We start from the raw sequence: 11,261 nt of genomic DNA, 5'->3' as shown, positions 1-11,261 counted from the left end.
CGCCGGCGTGGTTGCAAAGATCATCGAGTAAATCGAGTAGAATACTCGGCTTGCTGTAGAAGTTGACGTATCCAGGGACCGGCCTGCGGCTCTCCGCCGCAGGCCGGTCCTACGCTCTTTATCTAGTCTGGCGGCGCAAGTCCGCCTCGCTCTTTTCAAGGAATTGTCATGCAGAACCAAAAAATCCGTATCCGCCTGAAGGCTTTCGACTACCGTCTGATCGACCAGTCGGCTGCTGAAATCGTCGATACGGCGAAGCGCACGGGCGCCATCGTCCGCGGTCCGGTGCCGCTGCCGACGCGTATCCAGCGTTTCGACATCCTGCGTTCGCCGCACGTCAACAAGACCTCGCGCGACCAGCTCGAAATCCGCACCCACCTGCGCCTGATGGACATCGTCGACCCGACGGACAAGACCGTTGACGCGCTGATGAAGCTGGACCTGCCGGCTGGCGTGGACGTCGAAATCAAGCTGCAGTAAGAGTCTCTGGCGCTGTCTAGTTAGCCTGACAGCGCTAAGTCTTTGATTGCTTGCGGAAAACGAGAAAGGACGTTATACTTGACGTCTTTTCGCGCGTTTGCGCAAAAAATCGGTGTGTCCCTTTCGGGCCTTTACCTCGAAAACACGCCGGTACTTTGTAAATTAGCCCCGACCAATCGCAGTCGGGAATGGAGAAAACGATGAGCCTTGGACTCGTAGGTCGCAAGGTTGGCATGACCCGTATCTTCACGGCGGATGGGGACTCGATTCCCGTTACCGTGCTGGACGTGTCCGACAACCGCGTGACGCAGATCAAGACTGTTGAAACCGACGGCTACACGGCCGTTCAGGTTGCGTTCGGTACGCGCCGCGCATCACGCGTGACGAAGCCGCTCGCAGGTCATCTCGCCAAAGCTGGCGTTCAAGCCGGTGAAATCCTCAAGGAATTCCAGATCGACGCCGCCAAGGCTGCCGAACTGTCCGCTGGCGCCGTGATCGGTGTGGAACTCTTCGAAGAAGGCCAGAAGATCGACGTGCAAGGCACCTCGATCGGTAAGGGCTACGCCGGTACCATCAAGCGTTACAACTTCGCATCGGGTCGTGCTTCGCACGGTAACTCGCGCTCGCACAATGTGCCGGGCTCGATCGGTATGGCGCAGGATCCGGGTCGCGTGTTCCCCGGCAAGCGCATGACCGGTCACATGGGTGACGAAACCGTGACGGTGCAGAACCTCGAGATCGCCCGTATCGACGCAGAGCGCAAGCTGCTGCTCGTGAAGGGTGCCGTGCCGGGTGCAAAGGGCGGCAAGGTTTTCGTGACGCCGGCTGTCAAGGCCCGCGCCAAGAAAGGAGCGCAATAATGGAACTGAAGCTCCTGAACGCTAATGGTCAGGAAGGCGCAGCAGTTAACGCGTCGGACGTCGTGTTCGGCCGTGACTACAACGAAGCGCTGATTCACCAGATCGTTGTCGCCTACCAGGCGAACGCGCGCAGCGGTAACCGCGCGCAAAAGGACCGCGAGCAGGTCAAGCACACCACCAAGAAGCCGTGGCGTCAGAAGGGTACGGGCCGCGCTCGTGCCGGTATGTCGTCGAGCCCGCTGTGGCGTGGCGGTGGTCGCATCTTCCCGAATTCGCCGGAAGAAAACTTCTCGCACAAGGTCAACAAGAAGATGCATCGCGCAGGCCTCTGCTCGATCTTCTCGCAGCTGGCCCGTGAAGGCCGCATCTCGGTCGTCGAAGAGCTCTCGCTCGAAGCGCCCAAGACGAAGCTGCTGGCCGAAAAGTTCAAGGCCATGGGTCTCGAATCCGTGCTGGTCATCACCGACACGGTCGACGAGAACCTGTTCCTGGCGTCGCGCAACCTGCCCCACGTGGCAGTCGTTGAGCCGCGCTTTGCCGACCCCCTCTCGCTGATCTACTTCAAGAAGATCCTGATCACGAAGGCTGCGGTCGCCCAGATCGAGGAGTTGCTGTCATGAGCGAGATTCGCAAGAACGATCATCGTTTGATGCAGGTCCTGCTCGCGCCGGTGATCTCCGAAAAGGCGACGCTGGTGGCGGAGAAGAACGAACAAGTCGTCTTCGAAGTCGCGCCGGACGCGAACAAGCAGGAAGTCAAGGCTGCTGTCGAGCTGCTGTTCAAGGTGGAAGTCGAGTCCGTCAATGTGCTGGTCCAGAAGGGCAAAGCCAAGCGCTTTGGCCGCTTCAACGGCAAGCGCAAGGACGTGAAGAAGGCGTACGTCTGCCTGAAGCCCGGCCAGGAAATCAACTTTGAAGCGGAGGCCAAGTAATCATGGCAATCGTGAAAGTTAAGCCGACCTCGCCGGGTCGCCGCGCGATGGTGAAGATCGTCAACAAGGATCTGCACAAGGGCGCGCCGTACGCACCGCTGCTCGAAAAGCAATCCGTGAAGGCGGGCCGTAACAACAACGGTCACATCACCACGCGTCACCAGGGTGGCGGTCACAAGCAACACTACCGTGTGATCGATTTCCGTCGTACGAAGGACGGCATCCCCGCGAAGGTGGAGCGTCTCGAGTATGACCCGAACCGTAGCGCGAACATCGCGCTGGTTCTGTACGCAGACGGCGAGCGCCGCTACATCATCGCGCCGAAGGGCGTGACGGTTGGCACGCCGCTGATGTCGGGCTCGGAAGCGCCGATCAAGGCGGGCAACGCCCTGCCGATCCGCAACATTCCGGTCGGTACGACGATCCACTGCATCGAAATGCTGCCGGGCAAGGGCGCGCAAATCGCGCGTTCGGCTGGTACGTCGGCCATGCTGCTGGCCCGTGAAGGCGTCTACGCGCAGGTTCGTCTGCGTTCGGGCGAAATCCGCCGCGTGCACGTCGAGTGCCGCGCGACGATCGGTGAAGTCGGCAACGAAGAGCACAGCCTCCGTCAAATCGGTAAGGCTGGCGCGAACCGCTGGCGCGGTATCCGCCCGACGGTCCGTGGCGTTGCAATGAACCCGGTCGACCACCCGCACGGTGGTGGCGAAGGCAAGACTGCGGCTGGTCGCGACCCGGTGAGCCCGTGGGGCACGCCGACGAAGGGCTATCGCACCCGCAGCAACAAGCGCACGACGAGCATGATCGTCCAGCGCCGTCACAAGCGTTAAGGAGTAGGCAATGGCACGTTCTATTAAGAAAGGTCCGTTCTGCGACGCCCATTTGCTGAAGAAGGTTGAGGCGGCTGCAGCGACGCGCGACAAGAAACCAATCAAGACCTGGTCGCGTCGTTCGACGATCCTGCCGGACTTCATCGGCCTGACGATCGCCGTTCACAACGGCCGTCAACACGTTCCGGTGTATGTCACGGAAAACATGGTCGGCCACAAGCTTGGCGAGTTCGCACTGACCCGTACGTTCAAGGGTCACGCGGCCGACAAGAAGGCCAAGAAATAAGGGGCAATCAAGATGGAAGTGAAGGCAATTCATCGCGGTGCCCGCATCTCGGCGCAGAAGACGCGCCTTGTGGCTGACCAGATCCGCGGTCTGCCGGTCGACAAGGCACTGAACGTTCTGACGTTCTCGCCGAAGAAAGCGGCTGGCATCGTGAAAAAGGTTGTGCTCTCGGCGATCGCAAACGCGGAACACAACGAAGGCGCCGACATCGACGAGCTCAAGATCAAGAGCATCTACGTCGACAAGGCGGCTTCGCTGAAGCGTTTCACCGCGCGCGCCAAGGGCCGCGGCAACCGCATCGAGAAGCAATCCTGTCACATCACTGTGACGGTCGGGAATTAAGGAGCCATACGATGGGACAGAAAATTCATCCGACTGGCTTCCGTTTGGCCGTCAGCCGCAATTGGGCTTCGCGCTGGTACGCGAACAACAACAATTTCGCGGCGATGTTGAAGGAAGACATCGGTGTTCGTGAATACCTGAAGAAGAAGCTGAAGAACGCTTCGGTGGGCCGTGTTGTGATCGAGCGTCCGGCAAAGAACGCTCGCATCACGATTTACAGCTCGCGCCCGGGTGTGGTGATCGGCAAGAAGGGCGAGGACATCGAACTCCTCAAGGCCGAGCTCCAGAAGCGCATGGGCGTTCCGGTTCACGTGAACATCGAAGAAATCCGCAAGCCGGAAACCGACGCGCAGCTGATCGCCGACTCGATCACGCAGCAGCTCGAGCGCCGCATCATGTTCCGTCGCGCCATGAAGCGCGCGATGCAGAACGCGATGCGTCTGGGTGCCCAGGGCATCAAGATCATGAGCGCCGGCCGTCTGAACGGTATCGAAATCGCACGTACCGAATGGTACCGCGAAGGTCGAGTGCCGCTTCACACGCTGCGTGCTGACATCGACTACGCAACCTCGGAAGCGAAGACGACGTACGGCATCATCGGCGTGAAGGTTTGGGTCTACAAGGGCGACACGCTCGGCCGCAACGACGCACCGGTGGTGGAAGAAGTCGCCGAAGAAAAGCGTCCGCGCCGCAACGCGCGCCCGGGCGATCGTCGTCCGCGCCGTGATGGCGAAGGCGCGCCGGGTGCCCGTCGTGGCGCACCGCGCCGTGGCGGTGACGGCAAGACTGGAGAATAACGATGCTGCAACCGAAACGCAGGAAGTATCGCAAAGAGCAGAAGGGTCGTAACACCGGCGTCGCAACGCGCGGCAACGCGGTTTCGTTCGGTGAATTCGGCCTGAAGGCTATCGGTCGTGGTCGCCTGACCGCGCGTCAGATTGAAGCAGCGCGTCGTGCAATGACGCGTCACATCAAGCGTGGCGGCCGCATCTGGATCCGTATCTTCCCGGACAAGCCGATCTCGCAAAAGCCGGCGGAAGTGCGTATGGGTAACGGTAAGGGTAACCCTGAGTACTACGTCGCAGAGATTCAACCGGGCAAGATGCTGTATGAAATGGATGGTGTGTCCGAAGAACTGGCCCGTGAAGCCTTCCGTCTGGCTGCAGCCAAGCTGCCGCTGAAGACGGTCTTCATGGTTCGCCAGCTCGGCGCCTAAGGAGTTAATGATGAAGGCATCTGAACTTCTTCAGAAAGACAAGGCCGCGCTCGATCAAGAGCTGTCGGACCTCTTGAAGGCGCAATTCGGCCTGCGCATGCAACTCGCGACCCAGCAGCTCACGAACACGAGCCAGCTGAAGAAGGTTCGTCGCGACATCGCACGTGTGCGGACCGTCCTGACTCAAAAGGCGAACCAGAAATGAACGAAAGCGTGAAAACCTCGCTTAAGCGGACGCTGGTCGGCAAGGTCGTCAGCAACAAGATGGACAAGACGGTCACCGTTCTGGTCGAGCGCCGCGTCAAGCACCCGATCTACGGCAAGTACGTTGTGCAGTCGAAGAAGTACCACGCGCACGACGAGTCGAACACGTACAACGAGGGCGACCTCGTGGAAATCCAGGAAACCCGTCCCGTTTCGAAGACGAAGGCCTGGACCGTGTCGAAGCTGATCGAAGCAGCACGCATCATCTAAAAAGTGATGCAACATCCCGGAGAGCCTTTCTCCGGGATGCAGAAGTTGTTGAAATCGCTAAAGATTTCGCTTGCGAGACCAAGATTATCGAGTTATAGTCTTGGTCTTCCCTCTTTATGGGCTCGTTGTTGGCAAAGCAATGGGTGAAAGTAGTGGGGGAGGTGGTTCGGGCGCCAGTCCGGATCTGCAAGATTCACCGGAATGCGATGGCCGGTTTCGTTTGCCGTCGCTGCTGTTCTAACCCAAGCAGCTGAGCGGTCGTTCTAGTGGCGGCGCGGCTGACGGGACCAAGACTGACCGGATGTGCCATGGTGGCGCAACCGGATTAAGTTGGGAAAGATAAACCATGATCCAGACCGAAACTCGGCTTGAAGTAGCCGACAACACGGGTGCGCGTGAAGTCATGTGCATCAAGGTGCTCGGCGGCTCGAAGCGTCGTTATGCCAGCATTGGCGACATCATCAAGGTGAGCGTCAAGGAAGCAACGCCGCGCGGGCGCGTGAAAAAGGGCGAAATCTACAACGCTGTTGTGGTTCGCACCGCCAAGGGCGTGCGCCGTCAAGACGGCTCGCTGATCAAGTTCGATGGCAACGCCGCCGTGCTTTTGAATACCAAGCTTGAGCCGATCGGCACCCGCATTTTCGGGCCGGTTACGCGTGAGCTGCGTAGCGAACGATTCATGAAGATCGTTTCGCTGGCGCCGGAAGTGCTGTAAGGAGTCGCGATGAACAAGATTCGCAAGGGTGACGAAGTCATCGTCGTCACTGGCAAAGACAAGGGCAAGCGCGGTGTCGTGGTCGCCATCGGCGCAGAGCGCGTCACTGTCGAAGGCATCAACATCGCTAAAAAGCATGTGAAGCCGAACCCCATGAAGGGTACGACGGGTGGCGTGGAAGCCAAGGCAATGCCGCTGGCTATCTCGAACGTCGCACTGGTCGACGCGAACGGCAAGCCGTCGCGCGTGGGCATCAAGGTCGAAGGGGACAAGAAGGTTCGTTTCCTGAAGACGACCGGTGCTGTCCTGAGCGCCTGACGCTGCGGAGTAAAAAATGGCACGTTTGCAAGAATTTTATAAAGAGAAGGTCGTTCCCGGCCTGATCGAGAAGTTCGGTTACAAGTCGATCATGGAAGTGCCGCGCCTCACCAAGATCACCCTGAACATGGGTGTCGGTGAAGCCGTCGCTGACAAGAAGGTCCTCGAGCACGCCGTTGGCGACCTCACGAAGATCGCCGGTCAGAAGCCGGTCATCACGAAGTCGCGCAAGGCAATCGCCGGCTTCAAGATCCGTGAAGGTTATCCGATCGGCACGATGGTCACCCTGCGTGGCCAGGCGATGTACGAATTCCTCGACCGTTTCGTGACGGTTGCGCTGCCCCGCGTGCGCGACTTCCGCGGTGTGTCGGGCAAGGCGTTCGACGGCCGTGGTAACTACAACATCGGTGTGAAAGAGCAGATCATTTTCCCCGAAATCGACTACGACAAGGTTGACACGCTGCGTGGGCTGAACATCAGCATCACGACGACCGCGAAGACCGACGAAGAAGCAAAGGCACTGCTCGCCGGCTTCAAGTTCCCGTTCAGAAACTGAGGTTACCGTGGCTAAACTGGCACTGATTGAACGTGAAAAGAAGCGCGCTCGTCTGGCAGCGAAGTTCGCGCCGAAGCGCGCAGCGCTGAAGGCGATCATCGACGACCAAGGCAAGTCGGAAGAAGAGCGCTACGCAGCTCGCCTCGAACTGCAACAACTGCCGCGCAACTCGAACCCGACCCGCAAGCGTAACCGCTGCGCGATCACGGGTCGTCCGCGTGGTACGTTCCGCAAATTCGGTCTCGCTCGTAACAAGATTCGTGAAATCGCGTTCCGTGGTGAGATCCCTGGCATCACCAAGGCGAGCTGGTAATAGGAGAAACATAAATGAGCATGAGTGATCCTATCGCCGATATGCTGACTCGCATCCGCAATGCGCAGATGGTCGAGAAGGTTTCGGTTGCTATGCCCTCGTCGAAAGTGAAGATTGCGATTGCGCAGGTTCTGAAGGACGAAGGTTATATCGACGACTTCGCGGTGAAAACCGAAGGTGCGAAGTCGGAATTGAACATCGCGTTGAAGTACTACGCTGGCCGTCCCGTTATCGAGCGCATCGAACGCGTCTCGAAGCCGGGTCTGCGCGTGTACCGCGGCCGCAACGACATCCCGCAGGTCATGAATGGCCTGGGCGTTGCGATCGTGTCGACGCCGAAGGGTGTGATGACGGACCGCAAGGCGCGCGCTACTGGCGTCGGCGGCGAAGTTATCTGCTACGTCGCTTAAGGCCTAAGGAGAAGAAACATGTCTCGAGTAGGTAAGAGCCCGATCGCGCTGCAAGGCGCAGAAGCGACGCTCAGCGACGAGAAGATTACCGTCAAGGGCCCGCTGGGTACGATTTCGCAAGCTGCGAACCGCCTCGTGAAGGTGGTGAACGACAACGGTACGCTCAAGTTCGAGCCGACCGATGAAAGCCGCGAAGCCAATGCGATGTCGGGCACGATGCGCGCGATTGTCGCGAACATGGTGCAAGGCGTGACGAAGGGTTTCGAGCGCAAGCTGACGCTGGTTGGCGTCGGTTACCGTGCTCAAGCGCAAGGCGACAAGCTGAACCTGTCGCTGGGTTTCTCGCACCCCGTGGTGCACCAGATGCCGGAAGGCGTCAAGGCTGAAACCCCGTCGCAAACGGAAATCGTGATCAAGGGGATCGACAAGCAGAAAGTCGGCCAAACCGCAGCCGAAGTGCGCGGTTATCGCCCGCCTGAGCCCTACAAGGGCAAGGGTGTGCGTTACGCCGACGAGGTTGTGATCCTCAAAGAAACGAAGAAGAAGTAAGGGTGCGCAATCATGGATAAGACTCAATCTCGCCTGCGCCGCGCTCGTCAGACGCGTCTCAAGATCGCTGAGCTGCAGGTCGCGCGTCTGGCCGTGCATCGCACGAACACGCACATCTATGCGCAAGTGTTCTCGCCCTGCGGCACCAAGGTGCTGGCCAGCGCGTCGACGCTTGAAGCCGAAGTGCGTGCGCAACTGGCTGACCAGTCGGGCAAGGGCGGCAACGTCGCCGCTGCCTCGCTGATCGGCAAGCGTATTGCAGAAAAGGCCAAGGCCGCCGGCATCGAATCCGTCGCCTTTGACCGCTCGGGTTTCCGCTATCACGGCCGCGTCAAGGCGCTGGCTGATGCTGCGCGCGAAGCCGGGCTCAAGTTCTAAGGAAGGAATTCGTCATGGCAAAGATGCAAGCGAAAGTTCAGGCTGACGAACGCGACGACGGCCTTCGCGAAAAAATGATTTCGGTCAACCGCGTGACCAAGGTCGTGAAGGGTGGCCGTATTCTCGGCTTCGCCGCACTGACCGTGGTTGGCGATGGTGATGGCCGCGTCGGTATGGGCAAGGGCAAGTCGAAGGAAGTGCCCGTTGCTGTCCAGAAGGCGATGGAACAAGCTCGCCGCAACATGTTCAAGGTGCCCCTGAAGAACGGCACCCTGCAACACGAAGTGCACGGCAAGCACGGCGCATCGGTCGTCCTCCTCGCTCCGGCGAAGGCAGGTACGGGCGTGATCGCCGGCGGCCCGATGCGCGCAGTGTTCGACGTGATGGGCGTGCAGAACGTCGTGGCCAAGAGCCACGGTTCGACGAACCCGTACAACCTCGTCCGTGCGACGCTGGACGGTCTGCGCAAGCAGTCGACCCCGGCCGACATCGCGGCGAAGCGCGGCAAGTCCGTCGAAGACATTCTGGGCTAAGGGTGGGTACCATGTCTGATAAAACTGTCAAGGTTCAGCTCGTCAAGAGCCTGATTGGGACCCGCGAATCGCACCGTGCCACCGTGCGCGGTCTCGGCCTGCGTCGCCTGAACTCGGTCTCCGAGCTGCAGGACACGCCGGCTGTGCGCGGCATGATCAACAAGGTCTCGTACCTCGTCAAGGTCATCGGCTAAGCGGTCGACCAGAAGACTCCAGGAGTTGAAAATGGAATTGAATAACCTGAAGCCGGCAGAAGGCGCGAAGCACGCAAAGCGTCGCGTCGGCCGCGGCATCGGCTCCGGCCTCGGCAAGACCGCTGGCCGTGGTCACAAGGGTCAGAAATCGCGTTCGGGCGGCTTCCACAAGGTCGGCTTCGAAGGCGGTCAAATGCCGCTGCAGCGCCGTCTGCCCAAGCGTGGCTTCACCTCGCTGACGAAGGAATTCGTCGGTGAAGTGCGCCTCGCCGACATCGAGAAGCTGCCGGTCGACGAAATCGATCTGCTGGCTCTCAAGCAGGCAGGCCTCGTTGGCGAAATGACCCGCAGCGCGAAGATCATCGCCACCGGCGAGATCAAGCGCAAGGTCGTGGTCAAGGGCCTGGGTGCGACGAAGAACGCGCGTGCTGCGATCGAAGCAGCAGGCGGTTCTTTTGCCGAGTGATTGTGAGTGGTGCGTGCGGGCTTGCCCGCCGTCACTAACATCTGCATCGGAGAAGCTACTTGGCTAACAGCCCGAGTCTCGCAAAAACCGGTCGCAGCGCCCCGAAGTTCGGCGACCTGCGCCGGCGTGCAATGTTCTTGCTGCTGGCGTTGGTCGTTTATCGTATCGGTGCGCATATTCCGGTTCCCGGTATTGACCCGGACCAACTGGCGAAGCTCTTTCAAAGCCAGTCGGGCGGCATCCTGGGCATGTTCAACATGTTCTCGGGTGGCGCACTGTCTCGCTTCACGATCTTCGCGCTGGGTGTGATGCCGTATATCTCGGCGTCGATCATCCTGCAGCTGATGGCGATTGTCTCGCCGCAGCTCGAGGCGCTGAAGAAGGAAGGGCAGGCCGGACAACGCAAGATCACGCAGTACACGCGGGTCTTCACGGTGGTGCTGGCAACCTTTCAGGCTTTCGGCATCGCGGTCGCGCTGGAAAACCAGCCTGGCCTCGTGATCGATCCGGGCATGGTGTTCCGCCTGACGACGGTCGTGACGCTCGTGACGGGCACGATGTTCTTGATGTGGCTTGGTGAGCAGATCACGGAACGCGGGCTTGGCAACGGCATTTCGATCATCATCTTCGGCGGGATCGCAGCGGGCTTCCCGAACGCGATCGGCGGTCTCTTTGAACTGGTTCGCACCGGCTCGATGGGCCCCGTCTCGGCGATCATCATCGTGGCGTTGATCGCGGCCGTGACGTACCTGGTGGTGTTCATTGAACGCGGCCAGCGCAAGATCCTCGTGAACTATGCGAAGCGTCAGGTTGGCAACAAGATTTACGGTGGGCAGTCGTCGCACCTGCCGCTCAAGCTGAACATGTCGGGCGTGATTCCGCCGATCTTTGCATCGTCGATCATCCTGTTCCCGGCAACCATCCTGAACTGGTTCAGTTCGGGGTCGCGATCCGGCTGGTTCGCAGACACGCTGCACAATGTGGCCGAAGCCCTCAAGCCTGGCCAGCCTGTGTACGTGTTGCTGTATGCGTTGGCGATCGTCTTCTTCTGCTTCTTCTACACCGCTCTGGTGTTCAACAGCAGGGAAACGGCCGACAACCTGAAGAAGAGTGGCGCGTTCGTACCTGGCATCCGCCCGGGCGATCAGACGGCTCGCTATATCGACCGCATCCTCACGCGTCTGACGCTGGCCGGTGCGATCTATATCGTGTTCGTCTGCCTGCTGCCGGAGTTTCTGGTGCTGCGCTGGAATGTGCCGTTTTATTTTGGTGGAACGTCGCTGCTGATCATTGTCGTCGTCACAATGGACTTCATGGCGCAGGTGCAGTCGTACGTGATGTCGCAACAATATGAATCGCTGCTCAAGAAGGCTAACTTCAAGGGCGGCGGAGTCCCGATGCGGTAAGGAC

At 59.7% G+C, this 11,261-nt stretch carries 22 protein-coding genes; all 22 read left to right on the top strand.

The genetic code is table 11. From position 1 onward, the window contains the following. The first annotated feature begins 168 nt into the window (after positions 1-168). The 22 genes from rpsJ (at position 169) to secY (ending at position 11,257) form a co-directional block, all read left to right on the top strand. On the top strand, positions 169-480 hold the full coding sequence (gene rpsJ, locus BO1_RS41675; RefSeq protein ID WP_017777154.1) for a 30S ribosomal protein S10: 312 nt from the start codon (positions 169-171) through the stop codon (positions 478-480). Positions 481-680: 200 nt separating this feature from the next. After that, positions 681-1,340: a 50S ribosomal protein L3 gene (gene rplC, locus BO1_RS41670; protein ID WP_028222628.1), complete on the top strand. Its 660-nt coding sequence runs from the start codon at positions 681-683 to the stop codon at positions 1,338-1,340. Next, on the top strand, positions 1,340-1,960 hold the full coding sequence (gene rplD, locus BO1_RS41665; RefSeq protein ID WP_028222627.1) for a 50S ribosomal protein L4: 621 nt from the start codon (positions 1,340-1,342) through the stop codon (positions 1,958-1,960). Before rplC ends, rplD begins: the two co-directional genes overlap by 1 nt. Continuing rightward, a complete protein-coding gene (gene rplW / locus BO1_RS41660; RefSeq protein WP_028206513.1) occupies positions 1,957-2,271 on the top strand; it encodes a 50S ribosomal protein L23 in 315 nt (104 codons plus the stop codon). Before rplD ends, rplW begins: the two co-directional genes overlap by 4 nt. 2 nt (positions 2,272-2,273) lie before the next feature. Beyond that, on the top strand, positions 2,274-3,101 hold the full coding sequence (gene rplB, locus BO1_RS41655) for a 50S ribosomal protein L2 (protein WP_028222626.1): 828 nt from the start codon (positions 2,274-2,276) through the stop codon (positions 3,099-3,101). 10 nt (positions 3,102-3,111) lie between these two features. After that, complete coding sequence (gene rpsS / locus BO1_RS41650; protein ID WP_027797286.1) at positions 3,112-3,387, top strand: 30S ribosomal protein S19; 276 nt, start codon at positions 3,112-3,114, stop codon at positions 3,385-3,387. A 12-nt stretch (positions 3,388-3,399) separates the two neighbouring features. Further along, the gene (gene rplV / locus BO1_RS41645) at positions 3,400-3,729 is read left to right on the top strand and encodes a 50S ribosomal protein L22 (RefSeq protein ID WP_004199272.1); all 330 of its coding nucleotides are present in this window, start codon (positions 3,400-3,402) and stop codon (positions 3,727-3,729) included. Positions 3,730-3,740: 11 nt separating this feature from the next. Next, positions 3,741-4,526, top strand: coding sequence for a 30S ribosomal protein S3 (gene rpsC / locus BO1_RS41640; protein WP_028222625.1), 786 nt, complete (start codon positions 3,741-3,743; stop codon positions 4,524-4,526). Between the two features lie 2 nt (positions 4,527-4,528). After that, a complete protein-coding gene (gene rplP, locus BO1_RS41635) occupies positions 4,529-4,945 on the top strand; it encodes a 50S ribosomal protein L16 (protein WP_028222624.1) in 417 nt (138 codons plus the stop codon). Between the two features lie 10 nt (positions 4,946-4,955). Next, complete coding sequence (rpmC, locus tag BO1_RS41630; protein WP_027819350.1) at positions 4,956-5,150, top strand: 50S ribosomal protein L29; 195 nt, start codon at positions 4,956-4,958, stop codon at positions 5,148-5,150. Then, on the top strand, positions 5,147-5,419 hold the full coding sequence (gene rpsQ / locus BO1_RS41625; protein WP_028222623.1) for a 30S ribosomal protein S17: 273 nt from the start codon (positions 5,147-5,149) through the stop codon (positions 5,417-5,419). The genes rpmC and rpsQ overlap by 4 nt, the downstream gene beginning before the upstream one ends. A 346-nt stretch (positions 5,420-5,765) precedes the next feature. Then, positions 5,766-6,134, top strand: coding sequence for a 50S ribosomal protein L14 (gene rplN, locus BO1_RS41620; RefSeq protein WP_028213345.1), 369 nt, complete (start codon positions 5,766-5,768; stop codon positions 6,132-6,134). Between the two features lie 9 nt (positions 6,135-6,143). After that, the gene (gene rplX, locus BO1_RS41615; protein ID WP_028222622.1) at positions 6,144-6,452 is read left to right on the top strand and encodes a 50S ribosomal protein L24; all 309 of its coding nucleotides are present in this window, start codon (positions 6,144-6,146) and stop codon (positions 6,450-6,452) included. A gap of 16 nt (positions 6,453-6,468) precedes the next feature. Further along, positions 6,469-7,008 (top strand): 50S ribosomal protein L5, encoded by a 540-nt coding sequence (rplE, locus tag BO1_RS41610; protein WP_028222621.1) that lies wholly within the window; start codon positions 6,469-6,471, stop codon positions 7,006-7,008. Positions 7,009-7,015: 7 nt separating this feature from the next. Then, the gene (gene rpsN / locus BO1_RS41605) at positions 7,016-7,321 is read left to right on the top strand and encodes a 30S ribosomal protein S14 (protein WP_028222620.1); all 306 of its coding nucleotides are present in this window, start codon (positions 7,016-7,018) and stop codon (positions 7,319-7,321) included. 14 nt (positions 7,322-7,335) lie between these two features. Continuing rightward, positions 7,336-7,731 (top strand): 30S ribosomal protein S8, encoded by a 396-nt coding sequence (gene rpsH, locus BO1_RS41600; RefSeq protein ID WP_027819345.1) that lies wholly within the window; start codon positions 7,336-7,338, stop codon positions 7,729-7,731. 18 nt (positions 7,732-7,749) lie between these two features. Then, positions 7,750-8,280 (top strand): 50S ribosomal protein L6, encoded by a 531-nt coding sequence (gene rplF, locus BO1_RS41595; protein ID WP_028222619.1) that lies wholly within the window; start codon positions 7,750-7,752, stop codon positions 8,278-8,280. 12 nt (positions 8,281-8,292) lie between these two features. Then, positions 8,293-8,658: a 50S ribosomal protein L18 gene (gene rplR, locus BO1_RS41590; protein ID WP_027819343.1), complete on the top strand. Its 366-nt coding sequence runs from the start codon at positions 8,293-8,295 to the stop codon at positions 8,656-8,658. A gap of 14 nt (positions 8,659-8,672) precedes the next feature. After that, positions 8,673-9,191, top strand: coding sequence for a 30S ribosomal protein S5 (gene rpsE, locus BO1_RS41585; protein WP_028206522.1), 519 nt, complete (start codon positions 8,673-8,675; stop codon positions 9,189-9,191). An 11-nt stretch (positions 9,192-9,202) separates the two neighbouring features. Continuing rightward, positions 9,203-9,385: a 50S ribosomal protein L30 gene (rpmD, locus tag BO1_RS41580; RefSeq protein ID WP_007730608.1), complete on the top strand. Its 183-nt coding sequence runs from the start codon at positions 9,203-9,205 to the stop codon at positions 9,383-9,385. 31 nt (positions 9,386-9,416) lie between these two features. Continuing rightward, entirely contained in the window at positions 9,417-9,851 is a 435-nt protein-coding gene (rplO, locus tag BO1_RS41575) for a 50S ribosomal protein L15 (RefSeq protein WP_028222618.1), read from the top strand. 59 nt (positions 9,852-9,910) lie between these two features. Further along, on the top strand, positions 9,911-11,257 hold the full coding sequence (gene secY / locus BO1_RS41570; protein WP_028222617.1) for a preprotein translocase subunit SecY: 1,347 nt from the start codon (positions 9,911-9,913) through the stop codon (positions 11,255-11,257). The last annotated feature ends 4 nt before the right edge of the window (positions 11,258-11,261 follow it).

The sequence above is a fragment of the Paraburkholderia oxyphila NBRC 105797 genome (assembly GCF_000685075.1).
GTDB lineage: Bacteria > Pseudomonadota > Gammaproteobacteria > Burkholderiales > Burkholderiaceae > Paraburkholderia > Paraburkholderia oxyphila.
Note: the sequence above shows the minus strand (reverse complement) of the source record. Positions and strands in the feature narration are given on the sequence as shown.

Excerpts from the sequence above, each read along its gene's own strand:
- rpmD (WP_007730608.1), top strand. The coding sequence starts at position 9,203 with ATGTCTGATAAAACTGTCAAGGTTCAGCTCGTCAAGAGCCTGATTGGG.
- rpsJ (WP_017777154.1), top strand. The coding sequence starts at position 169 with ATGCAGAACCAAAAAATCCGTATCCGCCTGAAGGCTTTCGACTACCGT.
- rplE (WP_028222621.1), top strand. The coding sequence starts at position 6,469 with ATGGCACGTTTGCAAGAATTTTATAAAGAGAAGGTCGTTCCCGGCCTG.
- rplW (WP_028206513.1), top strand. The coding sequence starts at position 1,957 with ATGAGCGAGATTCGCAAGAACGATCATCGTTTGATGCAGGTCCTGCTC.
- rplX (WP_028222622.1), top strand. The coding sequence starts at position 6,144 with ATGAACAAGATTCGCAAGGGTGACGAAGTCATCGTCGTCACTGGCAAA.
- rplN (WP_028213345.1), top strand. The coding sequence starts at position 5,766 with ATGATCCAGACCGAAACTCGGCTTGAAGTAGCCGACAACACGGGTGCG.
- rplV (WP_004199272.1), top strand. The coding sequence starts at position 3,400 with ATGGAAGTGAAGGCAATTCATCGCGGTGCCCGCATCTCGGCGCAGAAG.
- rplB (WP_028222626.1), top strand. The coding sequence starts at position 2,274 with ATGGCAATCGTGAAAGTTAAGCCGACCTCGCCGGGTCGCCGCGCGATG.
- rpsH (WP_027819345.1), top strand. The coding sequence starts at position 7,336 with ATGAGCATGAGTGATCCTATCGCCGATATGCTGACTCGCATCCGCAAT.
- rplC (WP_028222628.1), top strand. The coding sequence starts at position 681 with ATGAGCCTTGGACTCGTAGGTCGCAAGGTTGGCATGACCCGTATCTTC.
- rplF (WP_028222619.1), top strand. The coding sequence starts at position 7,750 with ATGTCTCGAGTAGGTAAGAGCCCGATCGCGCTGCAAGGCGCAGAAGCG.
- rpmC (WP_027819350.1), top strand. The coding sequence starts at position 4,956 with ATGAAGGCATCTGAACTTCTTCAGAAAGACAAGGCCGCGCTCGATCAA.
- rpsE (WP_028206522.1), top strand. The coding sequence starts at position 8,673 with ATGGCAAAGATGCAAGCGAAAGTTCAGGCTGACGAACGCGACGACGGC.
- rplP (WP_028222624.1), top strand. The coding sequence starts at position 4,529 with ATGCTGCAACCGAAACGCAGGAAGTATCGCAAAGAGCAGAAGGGTCGT.
- rpsC (WP_028222625.1), top strand. The coding sequence starts at position 3,741 with ATGGGACAGAAAATTCATCCGACTGGCTTCCGTTTGGCCGTCAGCCGC.
- rpsQ (WP_028222623.1), top strand. The coding sequence starts at position 5,147 with ATGAACGAAAGCGTGAAAACCTCGCTTAAGCGGACGCTGGTCGGCAAG.
- rplO (WP_028222618.1), top strand. The coding sequence starts at position 9,417 with ATGGAATTGAATAACCTGAAGCCGGCAGAAGGCGCGAAGCACGCAAAG.
- rplR (WP_027819343.1), top strand. The coding sequence starts at position 8,293 with ATGGATAAGACTCAATCTCGCCTGCGCCGCGCTCGTCAGACGCGTCTC.
- rplD (WP_028222627.1), top strand. The coding sequence starts at position 1,340 with ATGGAACTGAAGCTCCTGAACGCTAATGGTCAGGAAGGCGCAGCAGTT.
- rpsS (WP_027797286.1), top strand. The coding sequence starts at position 3,112 with ATGGCACGTTCTATTAAGAAAGGTCCGTTCTGCGACGCCCATTTGCTG.